Genomic DNA, 14319 nt, shown 5'->3' with positions numbered 1-14319 from the left:
CTCCCAAGCGGGGCGCAAAGATAAAGGCAGAATGCATTGATTTCCAAATAAGTTTGATCCTATAAAAACCAAAAAATCACCAAACCAGCCACCAGCAAGGTTTTGCCAATTAATATATTTTTGAGGGTAATATTTGACAGGACAGAAAGGCTAATTAAAATAGCCTTCCGGGTAGTTGACTTTCTCCAAAAACAACCCATGCGGAGGTACCGCAAAATCGGCCCTGGTACAATCCCTGGCTTCAATGATTGCCCTGAATTCATGCAAACCGATCCTGCCACGGCCCAATTTCAACATGGTGGCCGTTAAAGCCCGAACCATTCCCCGCAAAAACCGATTTCCCTTCACATAATACTGCAGATGGCCTTCTTCCGTCAGTGTCCAGATACTCTCATCCAGGCGGCAGATAAAGGTTTTCACCTGGGTATTCCGTTTACTGAAACTGGTAAAATCCTGGTACTCCATCAAAATCCCGGCTGCCTGCTGCATTAATCCAAAATCAAGCTGATACGGAAAATAATAGGCCCGATCCCTGTTAAACGGATCCTTATCCCGATAAATATGATAGCGATACTCCCTGCTAACCGCATCAAATCTGCTGTGTGCGGTATCCGGCATTTCCTGCAGCGACCGTATGGCAATATCCGGCGGCAGCAGAGCATTCAGGTTATACAACAACCGCTCTTTCAACTCCCCATCACTATCAAAATGGAAATAATTCTGCAGCGCATGAACACCCGCATCTGTTCGGGAAGATCCGGTTAATTCAACCGGCCGGCGCAGCAGGGTCTGCATCGCCTTCTCCATTTCCGACTGAACCGTCTTAGCATTTTCCTGTCGCTGGAAACCGGCATAGGCGTTTCCCATATAACTCAGTTCCAAAAAATATCGTTTCATTCAGCCCTTCATTTTTCTTTGGGGATTTCAATTTCAACCCGTTCTACCCGGCCATTTTCGGTTATTTCATAAACCAGGACCCAAAACCCGTCCTTTTCCATCTGACTCACCATCTGAATGGATGGAGCCGCCGGAACCGGGGCCGGCCTGGAATAAAGTATGGCCGTATCATTTACTACTTTGGAGAGCTGCAGAGCAAAGGCATCGGTCCGTTTTTGCATTCCGGTAAACCGGTTCTCGGCCCTGCCAAGGCGACGGATATTTACCAGTTCATCCAACCGGTAATCATAGAGCCGCCACCCTTCGCCATTCACCCTTCGTAGCAGCCAGCCCGTCTCAATTCCTGAATTAGGAATAGTAAATACAAATGCTGCCGCTGCCTGTCCGGGAAATCCAAGCACCAAATCACCTTTAATTCCGGTTAATGGAGCAAGAATTAAAAAACCCTCCGGAGCAGACAAATAAAGGCTGTCCTTACTTCTCACATAAAAGGGTTGTCCGGTTTCTGATTCAATATATAAGTAACCCGATTCCTGTGCTTCAACAGCCAGAACGCCCAATAAACCAAAAAGAAATAGAAAAAAACTCCGCATTGAACCGGGAAATTAGGTATAAATCCAGTTAAACCCGCCGTTCTTCATTTTGAGGGATTTTTATGATGTCTATTGAAAGCGATCGAATAAATTTACCCGGTAAAATATACGTATGAAAAAAGGATTACTGCTCTCTTTTTGCCTGATGGCCTTATTGGGCGCCGATGCACAGGAAGATTCCAAACAGGAAGATGCCGCCCAAAAGATCTATCGGGAAACGCCGGCCCGCATCAATAACCTGGTACATACCAGTCTGGATGTTCAATTCGATTACAGCAAAGCTTATCTTAACGGTAAAGCCTGGATTACCCTTCAGCCTCATTTTTATCCAACCGACTCGCTGACACTGGACGCCAAAGGAATGGAGATTAAAACCGTGGCATTGTCCTCCGGCACTAAAAACAGTCCGTTGAAATACCAGTACGACGGAATGGCCTTGCGCATTCAACTCAATAAAACCTATACCAACAAAGAAAAATACACGATTTATATTGATTATATCGCCAAACCCAATGAATTAAAAGTTCAGGGAAGTGCAGCCATTACCGATGCCAAAGGCTTATACTTTATCAATCCAACCGGAGAAGACAAAAACAAACCCACCCAAATCTGGACACAGGGAGAAACCGAAGCCACTTCTGTATGGTGCCCAACAATTGATCGGCCCGGACAAAAAACTACACAGGAAATCAAGATGACGGTTCCTGAGAAATACGTTACACTTAGTAATGGGAAACTGGTTTCACAAAAGAAAAACACCAATGGAACAAGAACGGATCATTGGAAGATGGACCTGCCGCATGCACCTTACCTCTTCTTTATGGGCGTGGGCGATTACGCTGTTGTGAAAGAATCCTACAAGGGAAAAGAAGTGAGTTATTATGTAGAAAAAGAATATGCTCCGGTAGCCAAAAAAATATTCGGACATACACCGGAGATGATGGCATTTTTTGCAAAAGTTACCGGCATAGAATACCCCTGGGTCAAATATGCGCAGATTGTTGGCAGAGATTATGTTAGCGGCGCGATGGAAAATACGACCGCTACCCTTCATCAGGAAAGCGCACAGCAGGATGCCCGTGAACTGGTTGATGGTAACCGATGGGAAGATGTTATCGCGCATGAATTATTCCACCACTGGTTTGGTGATTATGTAACGGCAGAAAGCTGGAGCAACCTCACCCTGAATGAGTCTTTTGCAGACTATAGCGAAACACTTTGGAATGAATACAAATATGGAAAAGATGCCGGTGCCGCCGCTTCTTATTCAGCCATGGAAGGATACCTGGCGAATCCGGAAAATGCATCCAAAAATCTGGCCCGTTATCATTACCATGATAAAGAAGACATGTTCGATGCCGTTAGTTATCAGAAAGGCGGAAGAATTCTTCATATGTTGCGTACTTATCTCGGTGATAGTGCATTCTTCAAATCACTCAATAAATATTTAACAGATAACCGTTTTAAATCGGCAGAAGCACATCAACTGCGACTTGCGTTTGAAGAGATCAGCGGAAAAGACCTGAACTGGTTTTTTAATCAGTGGTATTTTGGAAGTGGGCATCCAAAGCTTGAGATCAGTTATGCCTACAACGACGCTGCCGGTACTGCAACTGTTTACATAAAGCAAACACAGGAAGGCGATAAGGTTTTCCAGTTACCGATGGCTATTGATGTGTATGAAGCCGGCAAGAAAACACGTTATCAGGTGATGGTAAGCAATCGTGCAGACAGCTTTCAGTTCAATTATAAAAAACGTCCGGATCTTATAAATGTGGATGGCGATAAAGTATTACTTGCAGAGAAAAAAGACGACAAAACACTGGAGCAGTTTGCCTATCAGTACAAACATGCCGGTAACTATCTGGACAGAAGAGAAGCTATTGAGTTTGCAAAAGAACAACAAGGGCAGGCGCTTGCACAATCCATTCTATTGGAGTCTTTGAAAGACCCCTATCATGGATTACGCACACTGGCTTTGCAATCACTGGATCTCAAAAATGCCGCTATCAAAACAGCAGCCGAAAAAAGCATTGCAGAGATGGCAGCAAAAGATCCAAAAGCTACGGTGAAAGCGAAAGCTATTGGCTTACTGGCCTCCTACAGCAATGATGCTTACACTGCGATTTATAAAAAAGGAGTTACCGATTCTTCATACTCTGTTGCCGGAGCATCTTTAACTGCATTGATTGAGCGGGATAACAGCTTTGCCGTTGATGCAGCAAAAAAAATGCTGACGCAACCGGTTAAAGGAAGCCTGATTCCTGCACTAACCAATATTGCAGCAAAAAACAATATTGCCGAAGCAGTTGCACCGATTAATGAAGCATTTGGCCGTATGCCTTTGTCTCAGGAAAAGCTGGAACTACTGGAACCTTTTGCAAGATTACTGGCTGGCACCAAAGATGCCAATCAGGCAAAAACAGGGGTTGATCATATTGTAAAGTTCAGAGAAGGAATTCCCGCGCAATACCGTACGCAAATCGATCCCTTTATCAATAACATGATTCTGCAGAGTATTCAGCAGGCCTGGCAGAAAAACACCGGTGCCGAAGCAACTGATGTGGTTGAATACATTAAGGCCGCGAGAAGTGGAGAGAAGAAGGGGTTTTAGGAAGTGGGAAGTGGGAAGTGGGAAGTGGGAAGTGAAAAGTGAAAAGTAAAAAGTAAGAAAGGCTGCGCCGGTGAGGCGCAGCCTTTTTATTTCTCATTTAATTCGATTTCCAACGGAAAAACACACTCTCACCCTTCTCCGTTGTCTCCTCTTCCTCCTTTTCCTCCTTTTTCTCCCTTTTCTCCTCTCCCACTACCAGTCTCCGCCTGCGCCGCCGCCGCCAAAGCCGCCGCCACCGAAACCGCCAAAGCCGCCGCCGCCGCCGCCGCCGCCGAAACCTCCACCGCCACCGCCGAAGCCGCCGGGGAAAATAACCGGCGGACCGCCATTCCAGCCTCTATAGCCACGGCGACTCAACATACCACCGCCACCACGACCGCCGCCGCCACGGGAGCTGAAAAGGATCACCATAATTATGATAAAAACAATCAGTCCAACCGGAATTCCTTTACCTCCTTTGCCACGATCCCGATAGCCTTCCGGCGCCTTGTATTCCCCTGCGGCTGCTTTAATAAGGGCATCCGTTGCTTCATCCAACGCACGGTAATAATTCCCGGATTGAAGGTGAGGAATCATTTCACGGTCTACAATTCGCTTGGCAATAATATCGGGGATCGCACCTTCCAGGCCATAACCAGGTGCGATATAAACTTTCCGTTTTTCCTGTCCGTCATTACCGGTAGAAACTAATACTACAACGCCATTATTAAATTCTTTTCCACCTATACCCCATAGCCTGCCCAATTCTGTTGCATAATCGTTCGGCTCCAATCCATTTAAGGTTTTAACCAATACAATTGCAATCTGATTGGACGTGGTATCATCATAGGCCACCAGCTTTGCCTCCAGTGCTGCCACCTGATCGGGCGTCAGCAATTGAGCAGCATCATTTACCAATCTCGGGGGATTGGGCTTGGGTAAGACACGATCCTGCGCTGTCAGAGACAGCGAAACAAAGAGCAGGATTACCCAGGCTAATAATTTATTCATAATTCATTAGGTGCTTAATGACCAAAAATGATGTCATCAGGCAATTCATTTTTATCCGTGGTGGATTTGTAGGGAAAATGCGTACTTAATAATTGGCCAATATCATGAATGGCATATATCAATCCATCAGCATAGGCATTATTGCGGAAATGATTGACCACCATACTGATTTCTGTTTTCCAGAAATCCGGTCCGGCTACAGCATGAATGCCATCATCCCCCCAAATAGCCACCTGATGATCTTTGGAAGCGATATAAATCAGCACTGCATTTCGCTCCTGGGTATGATCCATTTGCAAAGTCCAGAATAATTCTGCAGCCCGATCCATCGGATTGACATATTTACAGCGGCTTTCAACGAAAACCCTGATTTCACCACTGGTCATTTTTTCCGCCGTCCGAATAGCGTCCAGTACTCTGGCAGCTTCATCATGCGTAAAAAAGCGGGTTTTGCGTTTCAGGAAAAAAAATGCCATCAGCCTTAATTAAAATTGAACCTTTGGAGCATTCTCAGAACCAGGATCAGCTTTGAATCCTTCTTTCACGGAGAAGCCAAACATTCCTGCGAAAATATTATTAGGGAAGCGGCGAACAGAACTGTTGTATTCCTGCACCGCAGCGTTGAAGTCGTTTCGGGAAACTTTTATTCTGTTTTCTGTGCCTTCCAATTGTGCCTGAAGATCACGGAAGTTCTGATTGGCTTTCAGATCAGGATAGTTTTCCACTACTGCCAGCAAGCGACCTAATGCACTTGATACGCCGGCCTGCGCCTGTTGGTATTCGGCCAGTTTTTCAGGAGTTATATTGGTAGGATCAATTTGTACGGAAGTAGCTTTTGAGCGGGCTTCAATAACCTGTGTCAATGTTTCCTGCTCGAAGTTTGCAGCACCTTTTACAGTGTTTACCAGGTTTGGAATCAGATCTGCCCTGCGCTGGTAATCACTTTGCACATTGGCCCATTTGTTTTTTACATTTTCATCCAGGGAAACCATGCTGTTGTATCCACTGCAGGCACGGAAACCAAATAATACAAGAGCACCAAGAACAATAATCAGGATCAAATTTTTTGAATTCATGGCAGAGAGTTTATATATATAATTAAATGTACAATAATCCAGACAAAAAAAAGGAGCACCGGGTTGGATGCTCCACTAAAAATAATTTGAGTGAAGGCTTAACTATTGATGGCAGCAATGCCGGGCAATACTTTTCCTTCAAAATATTCGAGCATGGCTCCACCACCTGTGGATACATAACTAACTTTATCCGTATAGCCGAACTGATTCACAGCAGCAACAGAATCACCCCCACCAACAAGTGAAAAAGCCCCTTTTTCCGTTGCTTCGGCTACTGCATCAGCAATGGCTTTGGTACCAGCCTGAAATTTTTCCATTTCAAACACACCCATCGGGCCATTCCAAAGAATGGTTTTGGAAGCCAGGATTACTTCAGCAAAACGTTTACGGGCATCCGGACCAATATCAAGTCCCATCCAGCCGGCAGGAATCTGATCACTTGGTGCAGTTTGCGTAGCTGCATTGGCATCAAATTTATCGGCTGCAATGGAATCGGCTGGCAAATGAATAGACACGCCTTTCTTCTTTGCTGTTTCCAATAAAGCAGCGGCCATTTCAAGGCGATCTTCTTCACAAAGAGAATTGCCGATTTCGCCACCCATTGCTTTTTTAAAGGTATAGGCCATTCCACCACCAATGATGATATCAGTGGCACGTTCCAGCAGATTTTCGATGATCAGGATTTTGTCGGACACTTTTGCACCACCTATGATGGCAGTAAACGGACGTTCTGCCTTATGCAATACTTTTTCGGCACTCTTCACTTCTCCTTCCATTACCAGGCCGAAGAACCGTTTATCGCGTGGGAAAAATTCAGCAATTACTGCGGTAGAAGCATGCGCACGGTGCGCTGTTCCAAACGCATCATTTACATATACATCACCCAGCTTCGCCAGCTTTTCTGCAAATCCTTTATCACCTTTTTCCTCTTCTTTATAAAAACGCAGGTTTTCCAAAAGTAAAACCTGTCCGGGTTGAAGTGATCCTGCCTTTTGCATCGCTTCATCACCAATACAATCATTGGCAAAATCAACCGGCACATCGAGTAATTGACTCAGGTGAGCAACAATATGTTTCAGTGAATATTTATCAGTTGGACCATCTTTTGGTCGGCCGAGATGGCTCATCAGGATGACAGAACCGCCATCCTTCAGGATTTTTTTAATAGTTGGAACTGCTGCCCGCATGCGGGTATCATCTGTAATTTCAAAAGAAGCATTCAGAGGCACGTTGAAATCAACGCGAATGAGTGCCTTTTGACCAGCATAAGAATGTTGATTAAATTGGCTCATACAAGAATTCTGGAAGTAAAAATAAAAGCGGGCAGAACCCGCTTTAGTCTGTTTATTTGGAAATAAGTCCGGCGAAATATTTTACTGTGCGAACCAGTTGGCTCACATAGCTCATTTCGTTATCGTACCAGCTGGTAGTTTTTACCAATTGCTGATCGCCCACCGTAATTACTTTGGTTTGCGTAGCATCGAACAGGGAACCGAAGCTGATGCCAATTACATCACTGCTCACGATTTCGTCTTCGGTATAACCGAAGCTTTCGTTGCTGGCAGCTTTCATGGCACCGTTTACTTCTTCGAGTGTAACTTTTTTACCCAGCACAACCGTCAGTTCGGTTAAGGAACCGGTGATGGTTGGAACACGCTGTGCGCCACCGTCGAGTTTACCTTTTAATTCAGGTAAAACCAGTCCGATTGCTTTTGCAGCACCGGTACTGTTTGGAACGATGTTGGCAGCGGCGGCTCTTGCACGGCGAAGATCACCTTTTGCATGGGGTGCATCGAGTGTATTCTGATCATTCGTGTAAGCGTGTACGGTAGTCATGCTTCCGATGGTGATGCCGAAAGAATCATTCAGCACTTTTGCCATTGGCGCCAGACAGTTGGTAGTACAGGAAGCGCAGGAAATGATTTCTTCAGAACCATCCAGAATAGCATGGTTTACATTATACACGATGGTTTTCAGATCACCTGTTGCAGGGGCAGAAATCACCACGCGTTTTGCACCGGCTTTCAGGTGGGCTGCTGCTTTGTCTTTATCGGTAAAGAAACCGGTACTTTCAATAACAACATCCACTCCGTGAGAACCCCAGGGAATTTGAGCCGGATCTTTCTGTGCATATATTTTAACCTCATCGCCATTAACGATGATGGCATCCTGCGTAGCTTTTACGTCGGCATCAAATCGACCCTGTGCGCTGTCATATTTCAGCAGATGCGCCAGTACTGCCGGAGAAGTCAGGTCATTGATAGCAACCACATCAATTCCTTCCATGTTATAAATCTGGCGATATACCAGACGTCCAATCCTTCCGAATCCGTTGATGGCAACTTTTACAGTGCTCATAATGGTTTAGTTTGTGTTTTACTTTTAATGAATGAGGCGCTAAGTTAACGCATAGCAGGGGGAAGAAAAATTTTGAAAAAATTTTTGGTAGAAATATTGCACTCCCTATCTTTGCACTCCCAAAAGGGAAATGCCGCGTTGGTCAATCGGTTAAGACGCATCCCTTTCACGGATGAATGACGGGTTCGATTCCCGTACGCGGTACGAAAAAAGAGCTGAAATTTCAGCTCTTTTTTGTTTTTATCCGGGTTCAGATTATATCCGTCAGAAACCGTTTTTTGTTCCCCTTTTTATTCATCCGGCTTCATCCCTCTTCCTGATTTCATGACTTCCCCGACAGCATACCTATAGTATATTGAATACATAGTGCTAAAACAGTCATTTTTCATTCTTTCTCCATTCATCCTCCATTAAGTCTCCATTAATCATTGATTTCTAAATGATAGTTTAATGAAGAATTAATGTACATATATTGTATATATACTATATTTTGGCTATATTGACACTAAACCATCCATCCATGAAAGTAACAGGTAACCCCCTTCTGACCGGGGCATCGGGAAAAATCGGCAATCTGGTTGTAAAGCAATACCAGGACAAAACAGTGATTACCACCGTACCGGACATGTCTCGCAGAAAATTATCTCCCAAACAAAAAGAGAACAATGAACTAATGAGCATGGCCATTATCGTTGCCAAGAGCTATAAAGCAGATCCCCGGCTCAAACAGCGTGCCTGTGAGATACTGCAGGTACCGCCAAATAAAGTGTTTCGTGCCATTGTAAAACATTTCCTGCTTTCAAAAGGAGAAGGAAATTTATTTGAAGAAACGGAACAGGAAAAACTGGACAAAAAAACGGCAACCGCTTTAAAAAAAATCATTCGTACGGAAATTCCCGATGCCGAGGCCTATCTGTTCGGTGATCGTGCAAAAGGTGTTCATACCACACAAAGCGATTGGGATCTGCTCCTATTAACCACCCGAAATTATTCTTCGGCAATCAAATGGAAATTGCAGGAGAATTTGCTGAACTACACCTTGCAGCAGGGTACCCGTGCAACTATTTTACTGGTACCCCATACCAAATGGGAAACCGCACCGGAGTATGAATTACTCAGAAAAAGAGTACAGGATGAGTTGGTAACGCTGGGCAGTTAAGCTTTTTAAAAAAGCTGCTTTATTTGGCTGCTCTCAGATAAGGTGAAGGCCAGGTTATTTCTTCCCCCAGTTCAGCAGCCGCATGTAAGGCAAAATAAGGATCCCGTAACATTTCACGGGCTAATAAAACCAAATCAGCTTTTTCTGAACGGATGATTTCATCTGCCTGCACAGCGGTTGTAATTTGCCCAACTGCTGCGGAAAGCATTCCTCTTTCTTTAACCGCAGTTGCGAAAGGAACCTGATATCCGGGGCCGGTTGGAATTTTAACTCCACCCATATTCCCTCCTGAAGAACAATCCATCAGGTCAATGCCCCATTTTTTGGCATGATCGGCTAATTGCAGGGTATCTTCCAGCTTCCAACCATTTTCTACCCAATCAGTAGCAGAAACGCGTAAAAACAAAGGCAGGTCAGCCGGCCAAACCTCCTGAACAGCAGTAACCAGTTCTTGCAGGAACCGAATCCGGTTCTCAAAGCTGCCACCATATTTATCTGTTCTTTTGTTCGACAGAGGTGATAAAAACTGATGGATTAAATAGCCATGTGCTGCATGTATTTCAAGCAGTTGAAATCCCGCTTCTTTCGCTCTCCCTGCAGCTGCTTTGAAATCCTGAATGAGCTCCTGAATGGCTTCGATAGAAAGTTCGACCGGTTCGCGTTCCTTATCTGCAAATGCAATGGCGGAAGGGGCCACTGTAGTCCATCCTCCTTCCTCCAGACTCAATTGCAAACCGCCTTTCCAGGGCAAATTACAGGAGGCTTTTCTGCCTGCATGTGCCAATTGAATACCGGCAACAGCACCCTGCTGCTGAATAAAATCCACGATGTTTTTAAGCGGTCCAATCTGTTCATCTTTCCAGATTCCCAAACAACCAGGCGTGATCCGGCCTTCCGCACGTACTCCTGTTGCTTCCATAAGTACCAGTCCGGCTCCGCCAACAGCTCTTGCCCCCAAATGAACCAGGTGCCAGTTATTGGCGAAACCATCCAGGGCTGAATATTGACACATGGGAGAAACAGCGATTCTGTTTTTGATAGTAACCGACTTTATAGTTAAGGGAGAAAATAAATTTGCCATATGTATAAATTGCTATGGTAATATAACCACAGCGTTTCAATTTGGTTGAAAGAAAAAGGCCGGTAGAAACCGGCCCTTGAAAAACAATACTACACATGTTGCAATTTTCGGGCATACTGCAATAACTTTTGTTTCAGGTCTTCCGGGCGGAAAGGCTTGGGTATAAAGTCATTAAAGCCCTTATCAATTAAATCGGCCTGCATATGGTCATAGACCGCAGCAGTAAACGCGATAATAGGAATATCCTTTTCTGTTTTTCGGATATAGGCAACAACGCCCGTGCCGTCTAATTCAGGCATTTCAAGATCTACCAGCAAAATGTCGGGTTTTTTTTCACTATAAAAACGGACCGCTTCCAATCCATTTACAGCCTCAATAACATCCGCATTCCACTTCGCAAGGAATCGTTTTACCACCATCATGTTGATTGGATTATCCTCTGCTACCAGCACACTGATTCCGGAAAGATCTTCGAGCCGAACTTCTTTTACTTCTTCAATATAACTCTGCCGTTCCGTTTCCAAAGGCAGCGTAACGGTAAAACTGAAGGTGCTGCCTTTGCCAGGTTCACTTTCAACGGAAAGATCACCGCCCATTTTCTGCACGATATAATGGCTGATAGCTAACCCTAAGCCAGAACCGCCATACTTACGGGTTGTTTCAAGATCTGCCTGATAAAATTTATCGAAAATCCGATGTTGTTTATCTTTTGAAATCCCAATGCCTGTATCCAATATTGAAAAACGCAGGGTTACATTATTACTTCTGCGCATCAGAATCTTCACTGCCATGCTGATGGTTCCTTTATCCGTAAACTTGATGGCATTCGATAAAAGATTATTCAGGACCTGCTGTAGGCGAAGTTCATCTCCAATGATATCAATTCCTAAAACTGAGGAGATATCTGCCTGAAACATGAGATTTTTTTGCCTAACCGGGTTTTCAAAAACAGTCACCACTTTTTCAAGGAAATCACTCAGATTAAACGGTTCCTTGTTGAGTTCCATTTTATCCGCCTCCAGCTTGCTATAATCCAGGATATCATTCACCAGAGTAAGCATATGTTCAGAGGAATGCTTCAGCACATCCAGCATTTGCCGCTGGCTGTTGAGATGATATTCCTGATGAAGCAGATTGGTAGTTCCAATAATTGCATTTAAAGGTGTACGAAGTTCATGGCTCATATTACTCAGGAACCTTGACTTCACTCTAGCAGCGCGCTCCGCTCTTTCTTTTGCTTTGAGCGTTTCCACTTCCGCAATTTTCACCTCAGTAATATCCAGGATACTCATTTTAGCATACTTACATTTCTGGTGTTCGAACACCACGATGTTAACATAGGCAAAAATTGGCCGGCCTTCCACATCGGAGAATTCCATATTGCCAAACCAGGGAGAATGAGACTGATAGGGTTCCTTACTGAATGCATTCAATCTTTTCCCGGATTCTTCGCCCAGGATAGACTCCACCGCAGTTAGCGTGATCCCTTCTTTTGAACGGATAGCAAACAATTCCAATGCTCTTTTATTACAATCTGAAATCAATTGTGTGTCGAGATCAATAATAAAAATTGCATCGAGAGAGGTATTAAAAATGGTATCGCCTAAATTTTTCTCACCCAGTATATCTTCTTCCTTTTTATTGAGTGCTTTCAAAATGGAAAAAGCTACCAGTCCGGTTAACAAAAGAGACAGAGTAAGATTAATCCGAAGGTTATAGATATAATGAGATTGCTGAACCAGGTTTCCGCTTCCATTGTTGGGGGAGATGATAAACGCTATTCCAAAAAAAGTAAGTGTTGCGATTTCTGCAATAATAAGGTCTTTACTGATTTTGGTATCAATCAGAAATATCATGGCAAAAATCACCGGGAAATAATAGAGATACACGCCGGATTTTATACCAACGAAATAACTCACTACCAGCACACCGGCATTAAAACTGATAATTACCACCCATTTAGCAAATTCCTGGCGGTTATACAAGCGGAGAAAATAGGAGAAAAAAAGCAGGGAGCAGACCATCAGACAGGCAAATGCCGCCATATATTCCTTCATAATGGTACAAAGGATCATATTGAGACCAGCCACAACAATGCCAACCTCTGTCAACGTTTTCAGAGGGGAGGCAGGCAGGTTCTCTTGCCGGTGGTAGAGATCTTCCGCTAATTTTTCCCAATATCTCACTACACCGGATAATATGTTGGTACGATTCATCGTTTTCGTTTTGGTAGTCGGAGATTTTATCTGCCTATCAAACGTACCGAGTAATTAAAAAATTGTACCCTATGCAAGCCATTTCGGACACTGTGTTCCAACTCAGTAGCCAGTTTGACGGCATGTTCCTGCTGGAAATGCACGACAATGACCTGGCCGCTATTTCAGACATCTTCATTACCTCCCATCAGCAACTTGCTGAAGAATCGGCCAAATATTTCTGGCTGGCAGAAAACGGAGAAATCACCGAACTAAAACGTAGAGTACACTTAGTAAAACCACTATGGGGATACTGTGGATTGTCCGAATTCCAGGAAAAGTTTCAGCAAATGGAAAATTTTTTCAGCGGTAACCCAACAATAAACGAGGCGCTTATACGACTTGAAGAAGAAAAACCGTTTATACTGGAAGGACTGGAGCTGATCAGACAGGAAGCAATCAAAATTCAGGAATATTTAAAACAATAATGGTCATGAAATTTACAGCTGTTATCGTAGAAGATCTTTCCGTTGCTGCAGATGTATTACAGAAATACTGCATTAAAAGCGGTAAGATTAATGTAGTACATACTTTCAAATCAACAGAAGAGGCCATACCGTTTTTATCAGAGAATGCAGTGGATGTGCTGTTCCTGGACATTGAGATGCCCGGTGCCAATGGATTCAGTCTGCTTGATCAGATGCAATATCAACCACAGGTAATTCTTACGACATCCAAAACGGAATATGCGTTTGATGCCTTTGAATACAGTGTTATTGACTTTCTGCGCAAGCCATTCAGTTACCAGCGTTTTATTCAATCGCTGGATAAATTAAAACCGGTGAACGAAAAGAAAGAAGAAGTTGAAGAGATGTCGCATGTGTTTATCAAGAGTGATGGCAAACTGATTCGCCTGAATAACGACGATATATTATATATTGAAAGCATGGGCGACTATGTGAAGTTTATCACGAATGATAAAAAAATAATCAGTCACAATACTATCAAGGCATTGACAGAGAAAATCAATCCGGATGTTTTTTGTAAGGTGCACCGGTCGTATATCATTAATATGAATAAAATTTCTGATATCAGGGATAATACCCTGTATATCGCGAATGCCAAAATACCGGTAAGCAAAGCCAATCGCAGCACTGTAATGAGCCGTATTAAAATTGTTTAAATCCGGTTTATCGAATAAAATTTTCCATTAATCGACAAAAGGATAAAGCTGGGCGAATCAATTTCTGAAGCAGGAAAACAGTTCAGATATTTGTATTCATAAGCAAACAGTCTAGTCCACTGTCTGATATCCGGAAAACCATCCTGTTTATCGTCTGGTTAAAATCTTGTTCC

13 protein-coding genes and 1 tRNA gene are annotated in these 14319 nt (G+C 43.8%); 5 read left to right on the top strand and 9 right to left on the bottom strand.

Features of this window, described 5'->3' with window-relative positions:
• Nucleotides 1-150 precede the first annotated feature (150 nt).
• Together truA and B2746_RS16665 are read right to left on the bottom strand one after the other, a co-directional pair.
• A complete protein-coding gene (gene truA, locus B2746_RS16670; protein ID WP_290796184.1) occupies nucleotides 151-897 on the bottom strand; it encodes a tRNA pseudouridine(38-40) synthase TruA in 747 nt (248 codons plus the stop codon).
• A gap of 8 nt (nucleotides 898-905) precedes the next feature.
• Nucleotides 906-1490 (bottom strand): hypothetical protein, encoded by a 585-nt coding sequence (locus B2746_RS16665; protein ID WP_290796183.1) that lies wholly within the window; start codon nucleotides 1488-1490, stop codon nucleotides 906-908.
• Nucleotides 1491-1602: 112 nt separating this feature from the next.
• On the opposite strand from B2746_RS16665, the gene B2746_RS16660 reads away from it, so the two are divergent.
• Entirely contained in the window at nucleotides 1603-4104 is a 2502-nt protein-coding gene (locus B2746_RS16660; RefSeq protein WP_290796180.1) for a M1 family metallopeptidase, read from the top strand.
• 192 nt (nucleotides 4105-4296) lie between these two features.
• Here B2746_RS16660 and B2746_RS16655 read toward each other — a convergent pair whose 3' ends face one another.
• The 5 genes from B2746_RS16655 to gap all read right to left on the bottom strand — a co-directional run bounded on the left by B2746_RS16655 (nucleotide 4297) and on the right by gap (nucleotide 8528).
• Nucleotides 4297-5094: a TPM domain-containing protein gene (locus tag B2746_RS16655; protein WP_290796178.1), complete on the bottom strand. Its 798-nt coding sequence runs from the start codon at nucleotides 5092-5094 to the stop codon at nucleotides 4297-4299.
• 14 nt (nucleotides 5095-5108) lie between these two features.
• Nucleotides 5109-5570: a TPM domain-containing protein gene (locus B2746_RS16650; RefSeq protein ID WP_290796176.1), complete on the bottom strand. Its 462-nt coding sequence runs from the start codon at nucleotides 5568-5570 to the stop codon at nucleotides 5109-5111.
• A 9-nt stretch (nucleotides 5571-5579) separates the two neighbouring features.
• Entirely contained in the window at nucleotides 5580-6170 is a 591-nt protein-coding gene (locus B2746_RS16645) for a LemA family protein (protein ID WP_290796174.1), read from the bottom strand.
• A 98-nt stretch (nucleotides 6171-6268) separates the two neighbouring features.
• Nucleotides 6269-7462 carry a phosphoglycerate kinase gene (locus B2746_RS16640; protein ID WP_290796172.1) on the bottom strand — a complete coding sequence of 398 codons (1194 nt, stop codon included), beginning with the start codon at nucleotides 7460-7462 and terminating at the stop codon, nucleotides 6269-6271.
• 52 nt (nucleotides 7463-7514) lie between these two features.
• A complete protein-coding gene (gene gap, locus B2746_RS16635) occupies nucleotides 7515-8528 on the bottom strand; it encodes a type I glyceraldehyde-3-phosphate dehydrogenase (RefSeq protein ID WP_290796170.1) in 1014 nt (337 codons plus the stop codon).
• 132 nt (nucleotides 8529-8660) lie between these two features.
• Between gap and B2746_RS16630 the strand changes: the two genes are divergently transcribed.
• A tRNA-Glu gene (locus B2746_RS16630) sits at nucleotides 8661-8732 on the top strand.
• Nucleotides 8733-9048: 316 nt separating this feature from the next.
• Nucleotides 9049-9687 (top strand): nucleotidyltransferase domain-containing protein, encoded by a 639-nt coding sequence (locus B2746_RS16625; protein WP_290796167.1) that lies wholly within the window; start codon nucleotides 9049-9051, stop codon nucleotides 9685-9687.
• A gap of 19 nt (nucleotides 9688-9706) precedes the next feature.
• On the opposite strand, the gene B2746_RS16620 is transcribed toward B2746_RS16625, so the two are convergent.
• On the bottom strand, nucleotides 9707-10768 hold the full coding sequence (locus B2746_RS16620; protein ID WP_290796165.1) for an NADH:flavin oxidoreductase/NADH oxidase: 1062 nt from the start codon (nucleotides 10766-10768) through the stop codon (nucleotides 9707-9709).
• Between the two features lie 89 nt (nucleotides 10769-10857).
• Nucleotides 10858-12984 carry a PAS domain-containing hybrid sensor histidine kinase/response regulator gene (locus B2746_RS16615; protein WP_290796163.1) on the bottom strand — a complete coding sequence of 709 codons (2127 nt, stop codon included), beginning with the start codon at nucleotides 12982-12984 and terminating at the stop codon, nucleotides 10858-10860.
• 71 nt (nucleotides 12985-13055) lie between these two features.
• Here B2746_RS16615 and B2746_RS16610 point away from each other — a divergent pair, with 71 nt between their 5' ends.
• The gene (locus tag B2746_RS16610) at nucleotides 13056-13451 is read left to right on the top strand and encodes a hypothetical protein (RefSeq protein ID WP_290796161.1); all 396 of its coding nucleotides are present in this window, start codon (nucleotides 13056-13058) and stop codon (nucleotides 13449-13451) included.
• Nucleotides 13452-13456: 5 nt separating this feature from the next.
• Nucleotides 13457-14146: a LytR/AlgR family response regulator transcription factor gene (locus B2746_RS16605; protein ID WP_290796159.1), complete on the top strand. Its 690-nt coding sequence runs from the start codon at nucleotides 13457-13459 to the stop codon at nucleotides 14144-14146.
• Nucleotides 14147-14319: the final 173 nt, after the last annotated feature.

The sequence above is a fragment of the Flavihumibacter sp. UBA7668 genome, assembly GCF_002483205.1.
Classification (GTDB): domain Bacteria; phylum Bacteroidota; class Bacteroidia; order Chitinophagales; family Chitinophagaceae; genus Flavihumibacter.
The sequence above is the reverse complement of the archived record's forward strand: the minus strand, read 5'-3'. Positions and strand labels throughout refer to the sequence as shown.

Excerpts from the sequence above, each read along its gene's own strand:
- truA (WP_290796184.1), bottom strand. The coding sequence starts at position 897 with ATGAAACGATATTTTTTGGAACTGAGTTATATGGGAAACGCCTATGCC.
- B2746_RS16665 (WP_290796183.1), bottom strand. The coding sequence starts at position 1,490 with ATGCGGAGTTTTTTTCTATTTCTTTTTGGTTTATTGGGCGTTCTGGCT.
- B2746_RS16660 (WP_290796180.1), top strand. The coding sequence starts at position 1,603 with ATGAAAAAAGGATTACTGCTCTCTTTTTGCCTGATGGCCTTATTGGGC.
- B2746_RS16655 (WP_290796178.1), bottom strand. The coding sequence starts at position 5,094 with ATGAATAAATTATTAGCCTGGGTAATCCTGCTCTTTGTTTCGCTGTCT.
- B2746_RS16650 (WP_290796176.1), bottom strand. The coding sequence starts at position 5,570 with ATGGCATTTTTTTTCCTGAAACGCAAAACCCGCTTTTTTACGCATGAT.
- B2746_RS16645 (WP_290796174.1), bottom strand. The coding sequence starts at position 6,170 with ATGAATTCAAAAAATTTGATCCTGATTATTGTTCTTGGTGCTCTTGTA.
- B2746_RS16640 (WP_290796172.1), bottom strand. The coding sequence starts at position 7,462 with ATGAGCCAATTTAATCAACATTCTTATGCTGGTCAAAAGGCACTCATT.
- gap (WP_290796170.1), bottom strand. The coding sequence starts at position 8,528 with ATGAGCACTGTAAAAGTTGCCATCAACGGATTCGGAAGGATTGGACGT.
- B2746_RS16625 (WP_290796167.1), top strand. The coding sequence starts at position 9,049 with ATGAAAGTAACAGGTAACCCCCTTCTGACCGGGGCATCGGGAAAAATC.
- B2746_RS16620 (WP_290796165.1), bottom strand. The coding sequence starts at position 10,768 with ATGGCAAATTTATTTTCTCCCTTAACTATAAAGTCGGTTACTATCAAA.
- B2746_RS16615 (WP_290796163.1), bottom strand. The coding sequence starts at position 12,984 with ATGAATCGTACCAACATATTATCCGGTGTAGTGAGATATTGGGAAAAA.
- B2746_RS16610 (WP_290796161.1), top strand. The coding sequence starts at position 13,056 with ATGCAAGCCATTTCGGACACTGTGTTCCAACTCAGTAGCCAGTTTGAC.
- B2746_RS16605 (WP_290796159.1), top strand. The coding sequence starts at position 13,457 with ATGAAATTTACAGCTGTTATCGTAGAAGATCTTTCCGTTGCTGCAGAT.